The sequence below is a fragment of the Nostoc sp. WHI genome, from assembly GCF_015714725.1.
Taxonomy (GTDB): Bacteria; Cyanobacteriota; Cyanobacteriia; order Cyanobacteriales; family Nostocaceae; genus Nostoc.
Map to the genome: position 1 here is coordinate 1 of NZ_WBKM01000298.1, position 20,271 is coordinate 20,271.

Sequence of the window (20,271 nt, forward strand, 5' to 3'; positions counted from 1 at the left end):
CCCACTCCCCACTCCCCACTCCCCACTAAATTTAGTCAAGGCATTGACAAGCGATCGCGTAATTTGGTCTGCTGCTGAAAAACGCCGTTTGGGTGAGACTTTGGCGGCTGATGTTGTTGATATGGAAGGATTTACCGCCTTGGAGTTTTTCAATTCGGCTGGGGTTGCAGTGGCAATATTGCGAGTAGTCAGCGACGATTGTCACCACGATATCCCCGATCTCACGCCAGCAATCAACTCTGATGGTTCCCTCCGTCCTTTGCCCTTGGCGATGGGACTGCTTCGGCAACCCCTAGCTGCTACTCGGCTGATTCGAGGTTCGTTAAAAGCATTAAAGATGTTAAAGCAAGTTACAAATCTGCTTTTTTCTAAATAATAATTAACAATAAATTCCCCATTCTCTATTCCCCATTCCCAAACCACCAAGGGTCATTGGTAGTATTAGTTTTAATTAAAATAGCTTTTTTTCGCATAAACCGTTTTAGCGCTGCCGCACCCATGCGTGACCCTCCCAGACCGGAGAATTTGAAGGCGTTTTTCTCTCCCTCGTGCATGATGGCGGTGAGTGCAGCATCGTTGATACTGATGGCACCTGCATCAATTTGGTGGGCGACTTTTAAGGCTTCTGCTTCCGACTTGGCAAATACAGCAGCACTCAGCCCATAAATTGAGTCGTTTGCCAAAGACACTGCTTGCTCAACTGTGGAAAAAGGCATCACTGGCATAATCGGGCCAAAAGTTTCTTCAGTCATCACTTTCATCGAATGGTCAACCTGGGTGAGAACTGTTGGACGACACCACCAACCTCCACCTAAGTCTTCAATTACACCGCCGCAGTGAATTACTGCTCCTTTTTCCACTGCATCTAGGAGATGGTCGCTAATAATTGCTGCTTGTCTTTCAGCGATAATCGGGCCAATTTCTCCACTTTCAACTGTGGGGTAAGCTAGCTCAAGGCGATGTGCTTTGGCTACTAGTTGATGGTAAAACTTTTCAAATATCGATTCAGCAACATAAATTCGCTCAATGGACAGGCATGACTGTCCGGTGTTGACGACGGAACCCCACAATATTGCTGAGGTTGCTAATTCTAAGTCTGCTGATTCTAAAACGATCGCCGGATCTTTTCCCCCTAATTCCAAAAAAGCTGGAATAAACTGTTTAGCAGCCGCTTGCGCTACTTTGCGCCCCGTCGCTACACTGCCTGTAAAGCATACTAAATCTACATTTTCAATCAAAGCAGCTCCGGTTTCGCCTGCTCCTTCCACAAAAGTTAATACGTCACGCAATTTGGGTACAGCGTTGAGTGCTGTTATCAGTGGTGCGACGAAACGGGGAGCAATTTCACTGGGTTTAACAATAACTGCACAACCTGCCAGCAAGGCCGGAATAGTATCAATTGTCGCCAGCAATAATGGGAAATTCCACGGACTAATTACTCCAACCAATGGGTAAGAAACCGATGTTTGTTGCAATGCAATAAAAGGAATTGCTGTATTTTTTGTAGATTCTTGCAGCAACTCTGGTGCTAACCTACACCAGCGATCAACGCTAGAGAGGAAAGAGTCTATTTCTAGTATTGAGGTTGACAATCTGCCCGTATCATTTACCAAAGCCTCTGTTAAGCGATCGCGCCCAGATAATATCGCTTGTTTCCACTGTTGTAAGGCTGCAATTCTCCCTTCTATACCCAACTGTTGCCAGCGAACTTGCGCCCTGCGGGTGCGGTTACATTGCTGTACCAGCAGCCTTGGAGGCGGCGGGATAATGACGTAATCAAATTTGCCAGTTCGGGGGTTGCGGACTTCTATTGGTTTTGTCATTTGTCAAGGTTAGGAGACGCGATGAATCGCGTCTGTACAAGAGTTAGGAGTAGAGACGCGATGAATCGCGTCTGTTATTTATTATTCATTCTTTATTTCCCCATGCTCAATCCCCTATTCACAATGCCCAATGCCCTATGCCCCAATTCATCAAATTATCCCCAATTTAACTAAGCGCTCAATGGTAGCTTGCTGAGTTTGGAGGAAGTGTTTGCGCTCTACTTCACCCTCCAGCATAGTATTAGGAGGGTAAAAGTGTGACTGCTGGTAACTTTCGGCGTATAGTTCAAACCGTTGACGTGCAAGTAAATTATTTAACCCTGGTCGGCGGCGATCGCGGCGTAATGCGGCTAGGTCTATCTCTGCAAATGCTGCCATGCTCTCGCCTGTAGCTGTCTCTGCTAATACGATTCCCCGATAGTCAATGATTTTAGAGCCACCATCAGCAGAAGCAATGGGGATAGCAATATTAGCTATGCCTGCGGTATTGGCAGAAACTACGTATGCCATATTTTCCACAGCGCGAGTGATTTTTGCCGCATCTTTAGGCGTAAGGTTTTTGTTATACACCTCTGATGTGGAGTGCAGAAAAACCTCCGCTCCTCGCATCGCCAGACAGCGAGCCACTTCTGGATATAAAATCTCCTCTGATGCCAAAGCTGCTAAATTACCGATCGCAGTTTTGGCAACGGGGAAAACTCCCTCTAAACCATAGCAGTCGAGATATTTATCCCACACATCATGGGGAGTGGGAGCAAACAAAGAATTCAGCCGGCGATACCGTAAGACAATTGAGCCAGAGGGGTCAATGATAAAGCAGGTTTGGAAGTACAATCCGGGAAAGTTGGGGTCAACTTCGTAGGCATTGCCAGCCAAAAAGATTTGATGCTTTTGAGCGATTTTACCAAGTGCTTCATACTCCGCGCCAGCCATCTCCAGACAAGCTTTTTCTGCCCACCCTTCTAGAGAATCTCCCATCGGAAAACCAGTGAGGAAGTATTCTGGCAGTAGAATTAAACGACAGTCAAAGCCAATAAAAGCGATACTGGCAGCAATTTGTTGAGCTAGGCGGTTGATGGAGTTTTGCATCAGCGATCGCGCTTCGTGGCGATTGCTTGCTTGGTTGACTGCATGACAAGTAACTTGCAGTGCTAAAGCGCGGTAAGATTCTAAATTAGTTGTCATTGGTCATTGGTCATTGGTCATTTGTCATTGGTCATTGGTCATTAGTCATTGGTCATTGGTCATTGGTCATTGGTTATTGGTCATTGGTCATTAGTCATTGGTTATTTGTCATTGGTCATTAGCAAAGGACAACTGACAAAGGACAAATTACTAATTTATAAAATACGATCGCCACCCCAGAGCGATCGCACTAATTTATCTGTCATTTCTCCCCCAAATAGGCGCACAGCGATTTGGTTGTCTGGATCGCGTTCTGCGATCGCTCGGCGCACAATTAAATCACGGTTAGACAAAGCAGCACGCTGCTCATCTGGTACGGATTCGGCTTCATCTACCCACTTTAACCAGCGATCGATCATTTCATGAGCCACCGTGCGAAGACGAGCTAGTGTCTCTTCTGTAACTGGACTGGTGAAACACAGACTAGTATGAGATTGAGCTTGACGGATGTACAGAGTTTTGCTGATATACTGCTTAAATTGAGAATCTTCTCGCAACGCCAAGTATGTCTGGTTCATCGGTTCATAGTAGCGATCCAAATATTCCAGGTCAACAAACAGATCGCTTCGAGGAATGTAATCCATGTAGAAGAACAAGTAGGGAACCGTGGCAAACGCAAAGGCTAAATGTGGAACACGGATCTGTGACTTGAGCCAAATAGTTAAATGCATATTGCAAAACCCGGATTTGGGTTCACGCAACCATGAATGCACTAGCCAATCAATTTCTGAGCCAGAGAAGGTGTTGAGCGATCCGTGAGCGCTTCCCGTCATGGCAGCATAGCTTTGTAAGTTCTTGGTAGACGGATCTGAATGTAATTCAAAACGAGCGTCTATTTTCTGACGCAGTTCGTTGGTAATTCCCCACAATTGATCAAATACAGCTTTGTTATCTAGATCAGTTGGTTGCTGAGTCATAGTTTGAGTTTGTTAATTTTGGATGTAACTTGACGATAAAATCTAGTTAAACTAAATGATAAGTCGCCATGTTGTCATCAAACAAATTCCATGCCATATAGTCAGTTCACTCTCAGCAAGGCAAAGAAGGCGTTTGATCTGACTATCGTTGAAGATTCTCGGTTCTTCCCAGAGATTGAATTTATTTCTCCTAGCCCCAGATTGGCGAGTGAACTCGAAGATTTACCTTGGGCGATCGCTGTCGGTTCAGAAAAGGCTCGCTCTGAAGCCATTGTTTATCCAATGCTCCAGGAAGTCAGGCGTATGCTCAATGTTTCTCCTAAATATTCTAAAGCTGAAAAATCTGTTTGATATAAGAGTAGAGAATTTCGCGATCGCCTTGAGGAGAGACAATAAAGCACTGTTGTCCAATTGCATCATGACGCAGAACAACAACAACGCGCTCCTGTGGGCAAACTCCCAAACAACTGGTGCTGACAACCCGATATTTACCCCACAATCCATCAAATTTTAGGCGAGATTTCAGCCAGTTCTGCAACTCTTCTGAGGCTGTTATACCTCTATTAATTCGGTAAGAACTCCCAGAGAATTGCTCTACTGTACACTGTGAACAAACTAACACTAACCCGTTCTCCCACTGAGGGACGAAAGTAGCAATGGGAGGAATAGGAATCTCTGGCGGGTGATCAGAAGCAGGAGAAATTGGTTTATCAGTGGATAAGAACTGCTGAAAAATTTGCCGGATGAGCGCCAAGATACGTTTGAGCAGTTTCTTCATGGACAATGGCTTTGCTATTTCTCCAATAGCATCACCGAAATTTCCCGTTAAGTTTGTTCTAACAGATCAGGTATTCTATAAAGTTTTTTGTTGGATCTTCCAGTTGATATCACTCACGTGCGTAGTAATCGAATTTATTAATTTAAAGATAAGTATCATGTTTTACACAAAGTTTGACAAAGACAGTATGATTTTCATTGGTGAAAAGCATGGTTTTTGGGGGAGGATAATGTGATGCGCTTACCGACTCGACAGCAACGACACCAACAATTAATAGAGCAATACGTCCTATCGCGCCGGACTATGCTAGGTCTATTAGGTCTAGTCTGTACCCCTGGCTTGGAAAACTTGGTGAGAGGCGAAACTCACCCTTCAAAGCCAAGTCCTCCTGCCAATCCGCACATCCCAACTTTACCGCAACATGATCCACTGACAACCCAGCAAAAGCGTCAACAGCAGCTAGAACAAACACGTCAAGAATATCAAATCGCATTGCGGCTACCGACTTCTGTCCGTGTAGCAACTTTACCTGCCCAAGAGGTTTTTTCTGAGGGGTATAACAATAATCGGGTAATTTTGGCAAGGAAAGTGGGAGCGAATCAACAGGCGTTTTTCCAGAATCCTCAGTCGTTTCTCAAGCTAGAAGACTACGCTGCGATTTTTCCTGTTTTGCCTTTACCAGATGTCGCCAAGACCTTCCGAAGCGATGCTACATTCGCGCAACAGAGGCTTTCTGGCCCCAACCCAATGGAGCTAACCAATGTCTTGGCGCTCAATTATAGCCTGACTCAAAAACTCGGAATAACGGATGAGATTTTTCAAACTGTGCTGAGATATGTACACAGAAGAAGGCACATTAGGGAAACTCTCAAAAGTGCCACTCAAAATGGCAATTTGTTTGTCACCGATTATGCGTTACTCGATAGTGATAGCGTTATTCCGAAAGAGAATCGATTTCTCACTGCCCCAATTACACTCTATTATGCTGATGGCAATAGGGATTCGCGCTTAATCCCTATTGCCATCCAACTAGGACAAGTTCCCGGAATAAGTCTGCTTTGTACACCAATGGATGGAGTTGACTGGACTTTAGCTAAACTGATCACTCAGATGGCTGATTTTTATGTCCATGAGTTAGTGCGTCACTTAGGGCAGACCCATCTTGTTTTAGAACCAATTGCACTGGCTACTGTTCGTGAACTAGCGGCTCGTCATCCCGTGAATGTGCTACTAAAACCCCATTTTGAGTCCACAATGGCAATCAATGCCCTTGGGGATCAGGTACTGATCAATCCTGGAGGATTCGTAGATATCATTTTAGGAGGCACTCTTGAAAGCTCACGCAACCTTACAAATCAAGGTGTTACTGAAGTTTTTAACAACTTCAGCAACTTTGCTCTTCCGACTAATTTACGCCAGCGTGGTGTCGATGACCGTTCTGGACTGCGAGATTTTCCCTATCGTGATGACGGGTTGCTAGTCTGGAAAGCTTTGGAAGAATATGTTAGTCAATATGTAGGAATTTACTATAAATCCAACCGAGATATCCGTGAGGATTTTGAACTGCAAAATTGGATACAAGCTTTACAAAGACCCATTAGTGAGCAAGGTTTTGGTGTGGTTTCCCTACCGCGCCATCTGACCAACCGTGATCAGTTGATTGATATTTTGACACAAATTATTTTTACTGCTGGCCCACAACACTCAGCTATTGCTTGGATTCAATACCAATACATGGCTTTTATTCCTAATATGCCCGGAGCAATCTACCAGCCTATTCCGACGATCAAAGGAATCATCCGGGACGAGAATAGCCTAACTAGTTTCCTACCTGGTGTTGAGGCAACCTTTACTCAGGCCAACCTCATGGCAGGGATTGGCACCAAGCTCGATCCAAAGGCATTTACAGATTTCGGCGTGAATAGTTTTCAAGATATGCGAGCTATTGGTGTTCTGAGAGGCTTGCAAGACCGTCTCAAAGGCTTAGAAAAACTCATCGAACAACGCAATAAACGCCGAAAGGAATGTTACCCAGGCTTTCTACCCTCCCGTATGGCTAACAGTACAAGTGGATAAGCTTCTTCTGGGCTATCAAAATAACCAATTGTTATTGGTTGACCATTAACTGTGGTTTGCGCTCTGGATTTTTTAGCAAAAGTAACTTACCTAGCTGGGCTTTCGTGGCTATTTCCCAAGCACTAGCTGCACTGAAAAATAACTCATTGTTGCGATCGCTAATAGTTGCCATAACCAGAGATGATAAACGAGAATTATCAGTGATCCACCAAAGAAAAGTATGAGTGTCAAAAATTAATCTCATCCTTCAAAACTAGCCAATATATCATCAGGTAAAGGAGCATCAAAATCTGGAGAAATTGTGATTAATCCCTTAGCACTTCCTGGTATTCGCTTGGGAAGATTTTGATTAACAGGTACTAAACGGGCAATTGCTACATAGGTGTAATAGCTTTAAGTGCTATAAGTTGTAGTAATTTCCATACCTATCTTAGTTTGCAATGCGGACAATTATCTACAGTACAAATTACCTGATTAACTACTCTAATTTCTCCCGCACCCAAGCGCGAAATGATTTGAGCAAAGCAATTTCCCCAGTACTTTTACTCTGCTCAATAAATCTACTTATCTCACTCACTGAAACTATAGGAAAGGCAATACTAAACTTACACTCTACATATTGCCCTTCTATCAACTGATAAAATTTTAAATCTTGCCCATCATATCTCCAAAGTTCAGTTACACCCAACGCTGAATAAATCCCTAATTTGTTAACTGAACTGCTGGTAATGTCAATGTCAATTGCTAAGTCAGGGGGCGGATCTGTTTCTAAATTTAGCGTTACCCTACCTCTGACTTTCAATTCATTTTGTATATAATAGCAGTTATCTGGTTCTATACCTCGGAGTGCTAATCGTCGCTTCAGTGTTGTAGAACCAGCACTTTTAATTTCTACTCCCACTTCTTCAGCTAAAGCGAATATAAATCGGTCAAACTGAATTTTAGGATTTTCGTGTTCAAAAAGTGGGGTCATAATTTCTAAAATACCGCAGTCGTAAGCAAACCGAGAACCTCTATGCTCACCTGTATCTATCAGCAAGGCTTCAAAGGTTTCCCAGCTAACGTTGTGTAAGACTGTTCTTTGTTCCGCAAGGGTTAACTTGACAAGCATATTAAAATAATTCGTAATTAGTAATGACGCTCGTAAGCATTGCGTTAGCCACGTAGGAGCGTCTAACTCGCTAACCTACGCTAACGTAATTTGTAATTAAGATTTGTAACGGGATTTAGACACTGCCACAAAACTATATCAATTTTATCAGAAATAGTTAAACAGAACGGACTAAGTAATGCAGGCTATAAACTCCTGATTCCAGGTGGTCGGCGTAGCCCAAACTAGGCATCGCCCCTTTTAAATCTTCGCACTTCAATTACAATGCGATGCCAAAAATCATTAAAAATAGAAAAGTAGGTTCATTGTCAAGTTATGAAACTTAAAGTTGTATTAGAACCCAGTGACGAAGGCGGATACACCGTCCATGTTCCCTCACTTCCTGGCTGTATCAGTGAAGGAGAAACTGTGGAAGAAGCATTAGAGAATATTCAAGAAGCAATAGAACTTTACCTTGAGCCATTGGAAGATGAATTGATTACTCAAGAAGGCGTAATTGTCAGGGAATTGGTACTGTGAGCAAAGTTCCCAATTTACCCTACACTCAGATTATCGCTGCTTTAGAACGGGATGGATGGATAGTTGTACGCCAGCGAGGTAGTCACATTAGATTGGAAAAAAGCATCCCGGATGAAGTCCTGAAATTGACTGTTCCAGCTCATCGCCCAGTTAAGCGTTCCACCCTAGCTAAGATTTTAAAGCAGGCTCGTATAGACTTGGAAAGATTTTTAGATTTGTTGTAGCTAAAAATGGCATAAATAATTACTTCCCATCCTCCAGTATTAATGTAGACTCAGCAGTACGCCCAAATTCTTCTGGTGCATATTGCAAGTGAACCTCCGCACCAGGCCAAGAAAATGTTCCAGGAGTAACAGAACGGACTAAGGAATGCAGACTATAAACTCCTGGTTCCAGGTGGTCGGCATAGGCGATAATGCGATCGCTTTTTTAGTTAATGCGGGAGGTAAATAATGGTTTGGGAAATTACTGCTGAAGAATTGCTGGAGCGTTACGCTGATGGGGAACGTAACTTTGCTGGAATCAAATTGGCTCATTATGGACTCTATGGATTTCGCCGCTCCAAACATAGTGGACTCGATCTTGATGGTGTGGTTTTGCGAGATATCAACCTGCGAGGGGCTGATTTGCGTAATGTCTATCTGATTGGAGCCGATTTGACTGGAGCCGATTTGGGCGGTATTTTCTTGCAAAGTTGTTGTTTGGAAGACGCGACTATCCGGGATGCTAATTTGTTTGCTGCTAATGTGACGCACAGTTCCTTCGATAAAGCCGACTTGCGGGGCAGCATTTTGAGTCAAATGAATGCCATATTTGGTCATTTCTGGGAAGTTCAAATGGGAAGTCTCGAAGATGCTGTTCTCATCGAAGCTGATTTCAGAGGCGCTCATACCGATGACGGCTTGATTCGCCGAGGCATGAATTTGATTTGGAACACCACTATGCCCAGTGGAACTGTCATTCACGGTCCCCAGTGGGGGAATGGTCGTGATAACAGATGATAAAAATTCCTCATCAGTTGCAGTCATTAGAGAAGCCGATGGGGTATCAAGTTGTGATACTGTTTAAGACTGAATATTTATATCTTGCAATAATTCATAAGAAAAGAGCGATCGCTTTTTTGTTGATGTTATATTATTGCGTAGGCATCGCTTCATAAAAAAATACTGCATTACCTACCAAATAACATTTACATCGTACTGGGAAATTAAAGGATCTAAAGTCATAATGGATAGATTTTCGAGTTGGCTTTGGGCAACCAGTATGCGGTCAAATGGATCTTTATGATGAATTGGGAGATGATAAACTCTAACAGCGTGACTTATATGTATTGGTAAGCCTTCAATAGAATTAATCAACAATTGCTCAGAAATAAACTGCTCTGGATTTTTTGGCAAAAGTAACTTACCTAGCTGGGCTTTCGTGGCTATTTCCCAAGCACTAGCTGCACTGAAAAATAAATCATTGTTGCGATCGCTAATAGTTGCCTTAACCATAGATGATAAACGAGAATTATCAGTAATCCACCAAAGAAAAGTATGGGTGTCAAAAAGTAATCTCATCCTTCAAAACTAGCTAGTATATCATCAGGTAAAGGAGCATCAAAATCTGGAGAAATTGTGATTAATCCTTTAGCACTTCCTGGTATTCGCTTGACAGGATTTTGATTAACAGGTACTAAACGGGCAATTGCTACTCCGTCTTGAGTAATGGTAATTTCTTCGCCCCGACTCACCCGATTCAAAAGTTCAGAAAAAGCAACTTTTGCTTCTTGAATATTAATGTTTACAGTCATAGCAAAGCTTCTCCTGAAAGCTAAAGCTTGCTTTTATGATTCATTTCTATTCTACAGAGGAGCAGACAACTAAGCTATAAATCATCAGGAGTGCTCCTCTAATATCAGTGTAGACTCAGCAGTACGCCCAAATTCTTCTGGTGCATATTGCAGGTGAACTTGGGCACCAGGCCAAGAAAATGTCCCAGGAGTCACAGAACGGACTAAGTAATGCAAGCTATAAACTCCTGGTTCCAGGTGGTCGGCATAGGCGATAATGCGATCGCGGTACACATTCTTAAACCCAAGTTCCCAGTTATCAGCTTTTGCTTGTAATGCAGCTGTGGTAGTTTGAAAACTTGCATCTACCGCCTCAAAACCTGATGGTAGCGGATCTTTAATCACCACATGATCCACAGGATGATCAGCGATGATTTCTAAACCAATATCAAACACCTGTCCAGAGGCTAAAGTCAAGGGTTTATCGAAAGCGTAAAGACCTGTTTTTTGCAAAACTTTCTCTTTATTTACTTGACTAATTTCTCGTGTTATGCGTAAGCCGTTAAATCTGCCTGATTGATTTCCTTGCAGACGGTAATTATAAGCAACTAAATAGTGTAAAGTGCCATTACCTGATTTTTGCAATGTTAAATCATTACGACCACGAGGTAATTTATTCATCGGCACATTTAGCTGTAAACTAGGATTTTGATAGCCTTCAAAGCGATTTTCTCCTAACTTATTACCAGCTAATTGCACTGTGGCAACAAAATTAGGCGGCGTGGGTTGCAGTTGGCTATATTCTACCAAAGCTGTTAACGCTTGGGCATTATTATAGTTAGTTTGCCATGTGCCATTCCGTCGTAATGCGAGAAGACTTTGGAATAACTTATCTATAACTTCGGGTTTACTCTGCTTGGCAATAAATAATCGTAAAGCTTCCGCTTGCGTCGCGGTAGATGAACTCATCCATCCCCAACTATCTGGTAAACTTACAACTGCTGTGCGACCAGTTTCATAGATATTCTGTTGTAATTTGTTCACTAATTGTTGAGATTCGTCTTGCCATTCTGGGAATTGAGATAAGTATCGCGCTAGTTTTATTTGAGTTACTAAATCAAAGTTATTGCGTTGCCCATAAATATCTGCAAGAAAAGTATTGCGTTTTTCCCCAATTTGTGCAAGTGCGATTAAAGCATTAAGTTGCAGTTGTCTTTTACATAGTTGCTGTTTGCAAAAATCATATTCTCCAGGGTTCGCCAGAACTTTTTGCAAATAAGCTTTCAGGCGAGACAGCATTGCAGAATCGACTAAATTAGGGAATACCTGACTGGCTTTAGCCAAAGATTCACCTGTGTATGAAGAAACCCAAGGGTCAGATTTTTCTTGTCCAGGGAAAGCAGCAAAACCACCATCTGCTATTTGAAGTTTTTGTAATTTTTCAATTGCTTTACTTGCCTGTTGGCTGGGATTAAATTCTGCAAATGTCTGACCATATTTTTGGGCAATAGTTTGCAGATTAGCCGCAATTATTAATTGACTTGCAGCAGGTTCTGTAAACGGCAAATCATTATCTTCTAAAACCTGCTTTGCTGGTGCTTTTATTTCCGTTATCAAAGTACTCGCCAACTGAATATCTAAACCTCCCGCATCAGGGAAGGTATTTTTATCAACATTCAGGGGAATTTTCACTTGTTTTTCAGTGACACCAGTTTCAACGACTTGTTCTGTAATTTCAATTGGCTTAATTTCCAAAGGTACTTCAAAAGCATCTGCGGCTGTATTTAGCTGAGTGGTAAAGCGAACTTTACTAACTCCCACACTATCCGCCACCATTGGAAAGCGATAAGCGTGAGTTGCAGATTCAGCTTTGGTTTGCAAAGAAGTAGTTGTGGGGTTTTTATCGGCAAACTTTACAGTACCGCTAAGTTCGCCATTTATTAAGAGATTTCCTGTATTTCCGGTGTTGTTTGTTACAGATAAACCAGCGAGGATGCGATCGCCTGAACGGGCAAATTGTGGCAAGATGGCATTAGTTAGCAGTGGCTTTGTGCTGATAAACGTCGCATCCCCATTACCGAAACGCAGATTTCCATCGGTGGCCACAGCCATCACCCGCCATGTAGTTAAATCATCCGGTAATTTAAAGGTTATCTGTGCATTACCATTTGCATCGGTGAGGACAGAACCGTTGTAGTAAGCTAAAGCTTGAAAATCGGTGCGAGTGCGAGTATTTGCTGCACCAGTTGAGAAACCACCGCCATAACCCCAACCTTTGGGTTTAGCTACATCTTGTGGTTGTAATGTTACATCAGGTCGATTATCGCTAAAGCGAGTAGATATTAGCTGTTCTGCATAAACTGTATCTACTAAATTCGGTGGACGATAACCAGAAAGTTGTAACACCGCTTCATTTACCACCATAACTGTAAACTGTCCTTGGGTGGGGTTTCCTTGATTATCCCTCAATTCTAGTTGTACTGTTTCCTCTGCACCAGGTTCTAATGATGCTTGCGCTGGTTTAACTTGCAGTTTTAAATACTTATCTTCTAAGTTGACTTTAAAAGGTGTAAAACCAATCTTCACCAAGTTATCTAAACTTCCCGCTTCCACTTGGTTTATGGGTTTTCCTTGCCTTACTAATACAGCTTCGATGGCTGCATTTGGCAGCATTTCTGGCGTGACTTGAAATTGAATTTGTGGTGCGCCTCCCTGAACTTTGATAATCTGCTGATAAAGGGGTTTGTCTTTAATCACAGCAAAATACAATTCTGCATCTGGATAGGGAGATTGAATTAGTGCAGTAGCGGTTTCACCAGGTTTAAACTCTTTTTTATCTAATTTAACTTCTAAGACATCTTGTTCTTTAGAACCCCAAAATACTGAATTTACTCCAGTTGCCCAAATTTGTAAATCTGTAGCACTTAATTCGCTTTTCGCATCACTAAAATTAACTCTAATCCGATATGAACTAGATTCCGGCGCTGTCAAATTTACCGATTGCGGATTACTACCAGATGTAACTTCTGTTTGTCCGACTGTTTTATATTCAACTTGATTTTTTGGTGTTCGGCTACCTTCCACCAACTGGGTGACGCTACTATATTTTATCTGTTGTAATTCCAGGCGCACCCGTTGACCTGTTATCGGTTTTCCTGTAGGATCAGTAACAATCACTTCAACAGGAAAAGCCTTACCAGCATCAGCGATAAAATTGCTTTTTAACCCGATGAGGCGATTACTTGGTAAAGCTGTAAAAGTTTTTGAATTCGCTACAGATAAATTAGAAACATCTGCAACTTGCACATCTACCCGATAAGTCATGGGATATGGTAAATCATTAGCCACATTCACAGTTTGACTACTTTTACCATTAGCATCTAGCTGGGCATTAGTTTGCAACACATCACTAGATATAGTAGGGGTTTCCTCTGGCCATAACCATTGTCTACCAAAAGCGAATTCGTCCCAGCCTTTAGGAATAAAATTAGATTGCTGGCGAGTAATAAAGTATTTTGCTTCTCCACCTTCTACAGGCGCACCAAATAAATAATTACTTGTAGCATTAATATCAACTTTCTCGTTAATGAGAGCAAATTCTTTATCTAAGTTGAGTTCGACTTTAAAATTGGGTGGCTTAAACTCAGCTACTCGAAATTCTCCAGAAATTTCTTGCCCATTCTTTCCCTTAGCCTGGATTGTATGGTAGCCTAAGCGCTGAGTAGTTGTGATTGGTAATTCCAGAGAAAAGGTGCCAAATTCGTTTGTAGTTTGCGTACCTAAGTTGGTCTTTTTTCCATCAGGATTTACCAAAGTTAATTGGTAGACAGCATTTTTATCTTGCTGGATTGCACCATTTTGTAAATAGTCAGCAAACCCAGTAAACCAAGCTTTTTCTCCTGGTTGATACAACTGTCTGTCTGAAAAAATTACCCCGCGTGATTCTGGCTTACCATTTTGCCAACCTGCATCAATACCATAGCCATAAACACCGCTATATTCTTCTGTTCTAGTAAATGCCCAATCTTGATTTTCACGGGCAATTACTAATAATTGTGGTGATTTACTAGAGCTTTGATTCCCAGAATAACATTGTTGTAGTCCTTCACGAACAATTCTAAAGGTTCCATTTTCATCAGTTTTACCCGTTGCACAAGGTACAGGTTCCGGGCGAGATTTTGCCTCTAATTTTGATTGATAAATTTCAACAGCAGCCGCTTTAACTGGTGAACCATCTGCAAGATGATTAACACGAATTAAGCCTGACTCAGGAAACCACTGAGTAAATACGCCCAAATTCGTCAATTCCACTAAGCCATAAGTTGTAGGTTCTCGCCACAGTTCCTTACCATTCTCCTGATATTTATTAGTACGGGCTTGCACTCCGTAAGCTAACATTCCCGTAGCAGCGCTTATTTTTTCTCGGAGAGGAACAGCAACGTCAACTGTTTGATTTTTTTTACCTGATACCTTAAAGCTTTGCCAATCAGAAGGTTTTGGTAATAAATCATTACCATAATTAAAATAAACTAAATCTGTCGGTTTAACTACTCGATAAGCTGCTTTATATTTAGATTCTGGCAGATTTCCTACACTAATATTTAGCTGTAAATTTTTACCTGTAGGGAAAATATTCAAATCTGATGGTACCCAGATATCCCCAGCTAAATCTCCAGTATCATATTTAAATGTGACAGGTTTACCCAAAGTTTGTCCAAACTTATCTTTGAGATTAGCGCCAATAGTAATTGTATAAGTCTTGGCAGGTTCTAGCGCATAAGGATTGATACTGACAATTTTATCTTCATCATTGATTTGTATAATTCTCGAAATTGCTTTTGGTGCTGGATTAATGGTAATATTTTCTTTAGCTGAATCTGGCACTAAGATATTATTAAATTCTAGCTGCGGACTGCCTTTAAGAAATCTTCCAAAAGTTCCCCCTGCATCTGGCTGTCCATAAAAGTTAATTTTCTGAAATGCCAAAGGCGAATAAGTTGCTAACTTAGTAGCAAATTCTTTCTCTGTAGGTAGATTGCCATAAGCAGGACGGATTCCGGGAGAAAATACCAGGCGATAACGGGTTGCTTTTTCGAGATTTTGCTGGGGGATAAGATTATAAATCCAATTCCGTGCTGAAGGGTCAAATTTTTCTAAAGGGTCTTCTTCATTTTTTAATGGCTTTTCTTCTTTGTTTAATTCGACTTTAAAACCTGTAACTTTACTTTGTCCTTCGGGAATTAACTGTAAATGTTCTTGTACAGAAGGCAAATCCAATTCTACATTGGAAGTAAATTGTAACTTCTGTTGTAAATCAATTGGTTCAACATCAGCCTTCTCAACAGGATTTACACCGGGTAGATTAGTCAGGTTGATAGATTCGGTATTGAAAGTCCAAGGTAAATCTTTGTCTAGGCGATGATTTTTTAAATCGGCTAAACCTGCTTTGAGAGTGACTTGAAATCTTGTCGCTATTGGCAAAGCTTTATCAGCTTGAAATCCTACCATGCGCGGTGTCAAAAAGCGAAATTGACCAGGTAAAGGCGGGGACAGTGCAAATTTGTCTAATAATTTTTGCTGTTCTGGACTATCAAGACTTTCAACTGGTATTAAAGCTTCTTTAAAACGGATGCGGATTTGGTTAAGAGATTTTGCATCCCCAATGGGGCTAATTTGTTCAATCCAGTCTGGTAATTTCGGCGGCGTGAGTGAGGAAACTGCTGGTAGTCGTTCTTTACCTGAATTGATACCAAAAAAATTACACCCCGCCATTCCTACTATAAATGTAAAGACAAAAAGAAACCGGATTAAAAATTTTATAATCATATTTTTAGAAATTTAAAACCATAAATTTTCAAATTAATGAGGAACACCAAATATATCTCTAATATTTCTTCTCCGCGTCTCTGCGTCTCTGCGTGAAATATAAATATTGATGTTCACAGATGCAAAATCACTATATTTATACCTAAATTTGACTGAATGAAAAGCTCACGCAGAGGCGCAGAGGCGCAGAGAGAAAGATTGAGTTTAAGAATTGGAGATTATTCATACTCGTGTTCAGTAATGCCATTTATTTACATAGATAACTAATCTTTTGCTATTGTCAAAAAAATGACTACAATTCTTAACTATGATGAAACTAATTTCACGATCGCTACTCAAAATTAACCACACCAGTAAAATTATCCTAGCTGGGCTGCTAATCTGTCTGGTTGTACGCCTACTACCTTATTTTGCACCTATTCGTGCCGCAGATATTGCCCAAAATCAGTTGGCAATGCAATTTAGCGATCGCAATGGTTTACCATTAGGAACATTGCTCACTCGTGACCAAGAGCATACATCAGTAGTACCACTAAATCAAGTTTCGCCCCAGTTTATCCATGCCATTTTAGCCGCCGAAGATGGTAGCTTTTACCATCACGGGGCGTTGGATATGAAAGCTGTTATCCGCGCTAGCAAAGAAGCCATCCACGCGAAACGAATTGTTTCCGGCGCTTCCACTATTACTATGCAGTTGGCGCGGATGTTAGATCCTGTCCCGCGCAGTTTCTCTGGTAAAATGCAAGAAATTTGGCTATCTTGGCGGTTAGCAGCAGGGATGAATAAAGACGAAATCCTGGCTGCATATATCAATCGGCTACCAATGGGAGGAAATATATATGGTGTGGAAGCAGCCGCGCAGACTTATTTTTCTATCCCAGCTAGTGAATTGAATCTTGCCCAAGCTAGTTTATTGGCTGCTATTCCTAATAATCCCACATACTTTAACCCTTACCAGCATTGGGAACGGCTGAAGCAGCGACAAAAATACGTCCTCAATCGTATGGTACAGGAAAGTAATATTAGTGGAGCGATGGCTACGCCAACGTCTCCGACGAACGCAGCACGAACACACACCGAAAAAGTTGTGTTTCAATCTCGCCAACGGGGAATTATCGCCGCACCACACTTTTTATTTTGGTTAGCCAATCAAATCCCCAATCAAGCCCCACTTTTTGAGGGGGGTTGGGGGAATCAATCCGTTATCCGCACCACTATAAATCGCCCTTTACAGCAGTTTGTCGAAGCACAGGTGCAGCAGGTAATTTCTTCTCTCAGCGCCAACAACGTCCATGATGCAGCTGCGTTGGTGATTCACAACCACACTGGTGAAGTTTTGGCTTATGTCGGTTCACCTGATTACTTTAATCAAGCAGAACTAGGACGCAATGATGGAGTGCAAGCGCTACGTCAACCAGGATCGACTCTCAAGCCTTTTGTGTATGAATTAGCTTTAGAAAAAGGTATAATTCGCCCAAATACCATTTTGGCAGATGTACCTGCCCATTATGCAATTCCCGGCGCGAAACTCTACAGCCCAACAGATTATACTGAAAGTTTTCTTGGCCCGGTGCGGGTGCGAATCGCTTTAGCAAATTCTTTGAATGTACCCGCAGTTCGGGTGCTAGAAAAGGTAGGTGTAGAGACTTTCCTAAAACGTCTACATCAATTGGGATTTGAACACCTCAATCAAACCCCAGAACATTATGGTTTGGGTTTGACGTTGGGTAGTGGCGAAGTCAGTTTATGGGAATTAGCTAGGGCTTACGTTACTATAGCACGACTTGGAGAAGCCACACCGCTATTAAGCACATTTTCCAATTCTCCAATCCAAAATCCAAAATCTAAAATCCAAAATTCAACGACGATATGGCAATTAATAACTAATATACTAAGTGACAGCCATGCTCGTGCAACCGCATTTGGTGTAGACTCTGTATTAAATTTACCCTTTCCTTCTGCTGTTAAAACTGGCACTTCTTCCAATTTTCGTGATACTTGGACTGTTGGCTTCACCACAGATTATACCGTCGCTACTTGGGTAGGCAATTTCAACGGTGAACCGATGCGACAAGTTTCAGGCGTTACAGGTGCAGCACCCTTATGGAATCGAATTATGTTACACCTGCACGAACATCAAGAACCAGCAGATTTTCCATCTCCAGAAGGTTTAGTGCAGTTACCTGTTTGTGCAATTTCGGGGTTACGACCAACACCAGATTGTACCTCAGTGGTGCAAGAATATTTCTATCCAGAAGATAAAAGTAATTACGAAGGTGAAAATCAATTCAATTTGCCATCAGAGTATAATGAATGGCTAGCAAAACAACAGCAATCGAATTTTACTTCTAACAATTTGAGAATTTTATCTCCTCATCAGGGGGATTTATTCTTACTCTATCCAGGTGAAGAAGCGAAGCAAAAACTCGAATTTAAGTTAGCGGGAAATAAATCTGCGTTTGTAGAGTGGTGGCTGAATGGGGAAAAGCTAGATACACAATCAGCTAATTCTTTATTTTGGGATTTGCGTCCCGGTAACTGGACTTTGGAAGCCAGAAGCGGGGAAATGAGTGATAAGGTAAGTTTTCAGGTGGAGTTAGCTAGTATTAAACCTACGCGTCGAGGATTTTCTATTAGATAACTCCACGTCGAAATATTTCACGGCTTTCTTCAATACAGAAGTTGACGAGCATGGCAAACGTCGTGGCAAATTATTCGAGTTTAATCCTCAAACCAAAGAAGCTGAGGATTATATCAGTGGACGTTTCGGTTAATGGATTTACTTTTCTAATTCGGGAAAATATGCTGAGGCTTGATAGCATTAAATTCAAGTAATATTTAATTCTAGTACTTATACTGTGTATTATGTTTAAGCCTCTGTCATTTGCTTTAGTTACAGCTACCATTCTAGTTGCATCAATCAATAGTCCTAGTAGTACCTTAGCGGGAACTTGTGCCTCTAAGTGTGGTTCTCGCCCAATTCAGTTTACACCTGGGCGACACATCCGAGTTGAAGTTATAAATAGTACACCCAACCTGATAAAAATCCAAAAACCTTCTGGGACTGATGCAATATCCTTGAGTCCAGGGCAAAAATTAAACCTAGAACAAATAGAGGGTACTGAGCCGAATACATCTCTGATATTTTGGAGCGAAAAGGGTCTGGCACTACAAGCAATTGTCTCGAAACCTAACTTTGGTACATTGCGGCTAGAACTGCGTCCGACTTGGCGCGCTCCTGGCGATCGCTCGTTGTATATTATGGATGATGGTAGAATCAACGTGTTTTAACAGATAGCAAATAGTGTTATTAGTTATGAGTTAAGAAACAACTTTAAATTCAACACTCATAACTAAAAACTTCTAACTTTTATTGTGCTAGACCGACCTTTAACTGAACCCTCAAAACAACCCAGGCGCTTACCTAATCAACGCTGGCAAATTTATCCACAAAAACCAGAATTAGCCCAAAATCTGGCGGTTGAGACAAATCTCTCACCCATCATCAGCCAGTTGTTGATTAATCGGGGTATGGAAACAGCAGAACAGGCACAAGCATTTTTAAATCCAGAGTCTTTAGTTTTGCCTTCGCCGTTGGAAGAATTCCCAGATTTGGCAATTAGTTTGGAGTTGTTGCAAAATGCGATCGCTTCTCAAACTAAAATTGCTATTTGTGGTGACTACGATGCTGATGGTATGACCAGCACTGCTCTACTTTTACGTAGTCTCCGCACTTTAGGCGCACAGGTAGATTATGCTATTCCCAGCCGGATGCACGAAGGCTACGGTATTAATAAACGCATAGTTGAAGAATTTCACAGCGAAGGTGTAGGGCTAATTCTGACTGTAGATAATGGCATCTCTGCGTTTGAACCGGTTGCTAGAGCTAGAGAACTTGGTCTTGCAGTTATTATCACCGATCACCACGACATTCCCCAAAAATTACCCCCAGCTAACGCTATCCTCAACCCCAAACTAATAGCAGAATCCTCACCTTATCGGGGTGTTGCTGGTGTTGGTGTTGCCTACATTTTGGCGGTGTCTCTAGCACAACAGCTAGGGGAGACTAAAGGCTTGATCCAGCCGATGCTAGCACTATTTACACTGGGAACGATCGCAGATTTAGCTCCCTTAACTGGCGTAAATCGTCGCTGGGTGAAACGTGGTTTACAGAATTTACCAAAATCCAACTTGGCTGGGGTGAAGGCATTGATTCAGGTAGGTGGCGTGCAGGCGAGGGGAGCAGGGGAGGCAGGGGGAGC

At 41.9% G+C, this 20,271-nt stretch carries 19 protein-coding genes and 2 pseudogenes; 11 read left to right on the top strand and 10 right to left on the bottom strand.

Annotation, left to right across the window (positions count from 1 at the left end; all coding sequences use genetic code 11):
• Positions 1-376 (top strand): phosphorylase family protein (locus F8S12_RS30995; RefSeq protein ID WP_442946840.1); only part of this gene is annotated, 376 nt, incomplete at its 5' end.
• 25 nt (positions 377-401) lie between these two features.
• Here the strand turns inward: F8S12_RS30995 and F8S12_RS31000 are convergent.
• Both F8S12_RS31000 and F8S12_RS31005 read right to left on the bottom strand, forming a co-directional pair.
• Entirely contained in the window at positions 402-1,823 is a 1,422-nt protein-coding gene (locus tag F8S12_RS31000; protein WP_196520103.1) for an aldehyde dehydrogenase family protein, read from the bottom strand.
• Between the two features lie 150 nt (positions 1,824-1,973).
• The gene (locus tag F8S12_RS31005; protein WP_196520105.1) at positions 1,974-3,008 is read right to left on the bottom strand and encodes a nitrilase-related carbon-nitrogen hydrolase; all 1,035 of its coding nucleotides are present in this window, start codon (positions 3,006-3,008) and stop codon (positions 1,974-1,976) included.
• Here F8S12_RS31005 and F8S12_RS41815 point away from each other — a divergent pair.
• A complete protein-coding gene (locus tag F8S12_RS41815; RefSeq protein ID WP_269144862.1) occupies positions 3,002-3,130 on the top strand; it encodes a hypothetical protein in 129 nt (42 codons plus the stop codon). The genes F8S12_RS31005 and F8S12_RS41815 overlap by 7 nt on opposite strands.
• A 33-nt stretch (positions 3,131-3,163) precedes the next feature.
• On the opposite strand, the gene F8S12_RS31010 is transcribed toward F8S12_RS41815, so the two are convergent.
• Entirely contained in the window at positions 3,164-3,925 is a 762-nt protein-coding gene (locus tag F8S12_RS31010; protein ID WP_196520107.1) for a red chlorophyll catabolite reductase, read from the bottom strand.
• 90 nt (positions 3,926-4,015) lie between these two features.
• Between F8S12_RS31010 and F8S12_RS31015 the strand changes: the two genes are divergently transcribed.
• On the top strand, positions 4,016-4,276 hold the full coding sequence (locus F8S12_RS31015; protein ID WP_196520109.1) for a hypothetical protein: 261 nt from the start codon (positions 4,016-4,018) through the stop codon (positions 4,274-4,276).
• Here the strand turns inward: F8S12_RS31015 and F8S12_RS31020 are convergent.
• Positions 4,254-4,703 carry a (2Fe-2S) ferredoxin domain-containing protein gene (locus tag F8S12_RS31020; protein ID WP_196520111.1) on the bottom strand — a complete coding sequence of 150 codons (450 nt, stop codon included), beginning with the start codon at positions 4,701-4,703 and terminating at the stop codon, positions 4,254-4,256. The genes F8S12_RS31015 and F8S12_RS31020 overlap by 23 nt on opposite strands.
• Positions 4,704-4,937: 234 nt before the next feature.
• Between F8S12_RS31020 and F8S12_RS31025 the strand changes: the two genes are divergently transcribed.
• Positions 4,938-6,779, top strand: a complete 1,842-nt coding sequence (locus F8S12_RS31025; protein ID WP_196520113.1) for a lipoxygenase family protein — start codon at positions 4,938-4,940, stop codon at positions 6,777-6,779.
• Between the two features lie 31 nt (positions 6,780-6,810).
• Here the strand turns inward: F8S12_RS31025 and F8S12_RS31030 are convergent, their stop codons facing one another.
• Entirely contained in the window at positions 6,811-7,023 is a 213-nt protein-coding gene (locus F8S12_RS31030; protein ID WP_196520115.1) for a type II toxin-antitoxin system VapC family toxin, read from the bottom strand.
• Positions 7,024-7,257: 234 nt separating this feature from the next.
• A complete protein-coding gene (locus tag F8S12_RS31035) occupies positions 7,258-7,890 on the bottom strand; it encodes a Uma2 family endonuclease (RefSeq protein ID WP_196520117.1) in 633 nt (210 codons plus the stop codon).
• 315 nt (positions 7,891-8,205) lie between these two features.
• Here F8S12_RS31035 and F8S12_RS31040 point away from each other — a divergent pair, with 315 nt between their 5' ends.
• Together F8S12_RS31040 and F8S12_RS41170 are read left to right on the top strand one after the other, a co-directional pair.
• Positions 8,206-8,409 carry a type II toxin-antitoxin system HicB family antitoxin gene (locus tag F8S12_RS31040; protein ID WP_109007161.1) on the top strand — a complete coding sequence of 68 codons (204 nt, stop codon included), beginning with the start codon at positions 8,206-8,208 and terminating at the stop codon, positions 8,407-8,409.
• Positions 8,406-8,633 carry a type II toxin-antitoxin system HicA family toxin gene (locus F8S12_RS41170; RefSeq protein ID WP_109007162.1) on the top strand — a complete coding sequence of 76 codons (228 nt, stop codon included), beginning with the start codon at positions 8,406-8,408 and terminating at the stop codon, positions 8,631-8,633. The genes F8S12_RS31040 and F8S12_RS41170 overlap by 4 nt, the downstream gene beginning before the upstream one ends.
• A gap of 19 nt (positions 8,634-8,652) precedes the next feature.
• On the opposite strand, the pseudogene F8S12_RS42500 reads toward F8S12_RS41170, so the two are convergent.
• A pseudogene (locus tag F8S12_RS42500) lies at positions 8,653-8,832 on the bottom strand (hypothetical protein); the annotation flags it as partial.
• Positions 8,833-8,861: 29 nt separating this feature from the next.
• On the opposite strand from F8S12_RS42500, the gene F8S12_RS31055 reads away from it, so the two are divergent.
• Positions 8,862-9,410: a pentapeptide repeat-containing protein gene (locus F8S12_RS31055; RefSeq protein WP_196520120.1), complete on the top strand. Its 549-nt coding sequence runs from the start codon at positions 8,862-8,864 to the stop codon at positions 9,408-9,410.
• Between the two features lie 174 nt (positions 9,411-9,584).
• Here F8S12_RS31055 and F8S12_RS31060 read toward each other — a convergent pair whose 3' ends face one another.
• The 3 genes from F8S12_RS31060 to F8S12_RS31070 form a co-directional block, all read right to left on the bottom strand.
• Complete coding sequence (locus F8S12_RS31060; protein ID WP_196520123.1) at positions 9,585-9,971, bottom strand: type II toxin-antitoxin system VapC family toxin; 387 nt, start codon at positions 9,969-9,971, stop codon at positions 9,585-9,587.
• Positions 9,968-10,204 (bottom strand): type II toxin-antitoxin system Phd/YefM family antitoxin, encoded by a 237-nt coding sequence (locus tag F8S12_RS31065; RefSeq protein WP_196520125.1) that lies wholly within the window; start codon positions 10,202-10,204, stop codon positions 9,968-9,970. The genes F8S12_RS31060 and F8S12_RS31065 overlap by 4 nt, the downstream gene beginning before the upstream one ends.
• Positions 10,205-10,288: 84 nt before the next feature.
• Entirely contained in the window at positions 10,289-16,009 is a 5,721-nt protein-coding gene (locus tag F8S12_RS31070) for an alpha-2-macroglobulin family protein (protein WP_196520127.1), read from the bottom strand.
• 310 nt (positions 16,010-16,319) lie between these two features.
• On the opposite strand from F8S12_RS31070, the gene pbpC reads away from it, so the two are divergent.
• From pbpC to F8S12_RS31085, 4 genes and pseudogenes are all read left to right on the top strand, one after another.
• Positions 16,320-18,650: a penicillin-binding protein 1C gene (pbpC, locus tag F8S12_RS31075; protein ID WP_196520137.1), complete on the top strand. Its 2,331-nt coding sequence runs from the start codon at positions 16,320-16,322 to the stop codon at positions 18,648-18,650.
• 16 nt (positions 18,651-18,666) lie between these two features.
• Positions 18,667-18,783: pseudogene (locus tag F8S12_RS41175) on the top strand (phosphate ABC transporter ATP-binding protein); the annotation flags it as partial.
• A 91-nt stretch (positions 18,784-18,874) separates the two neighbouring features.
• Entirely contained in the window at positions 18,875-19,300 is a 426-nt protein-coding gene (locus F8S12_RS31080; RefSeq protein WP_196520130.1) for a hypothetical protein, read from the top strand.
• An 84-nt stretch (positions 19,301-19,384) separates the two neighbouring features.
• On the top strand, positions 19,385-20,271 hold an 887-nt coding region (locus tag F8S12_RS31085), incomplete at its 3' end, for a single-stranded-DNA-specific exonuclease RecJ (protein ID WP_196520133.1).